The following is a 296-nucleotide window of genomic DNA, read 5'->3' on the forward strand; positions in this document are numbered from 1 at the left end:
GTTTTATTCATGCAGTACATCCATTGGTCGCGCAAGTCTTGATCAATGGTAAAAGGCATATGGCGTTTACGCAGCATAGGATGGCCATGTTTTGCTACAAATAGGTCTGGGCCGCCTAACCAGCCAGATAAAAATTCAAAAAACACTTGGCGAATTCTATCTAATGGCAGAGGATGCATATCATATAATGGTTTAGCGTATTCATCTGTAGCCATAATATCGTAGAATCTATTTGCAATAGCAAGTGCGCCTGCTTCTCCACCTAGTATTTCATAAGGTGTTTTTTCAGGTGTGGG

General features: G+C 41.2%; 1 protein-coding gene. It reads right to left on the reverse strand.

The genetic code is table 11. The annotated features are described in order from the left end of the window. The coding region (locus AAEY62_RS21655) for a group II truncated hemoglobin (RefSeq protein ID WP_350636452.1) at positions 1-296 on the reverse strand (296 nt) is incomplete at both ends.

This window comes from Pseudoalteromonas sp. GW168-MNA-CIBAN-0100 (assembly GCF_040309225.1).
Classification (GTDB): domain Bacteria; phylum Pseudomonadota; class Gammaproteobacteria; order Enterobacterales; family Alteromonadaceae; genus Pseudoalteromonas; species Pseudoalteromonas arctica.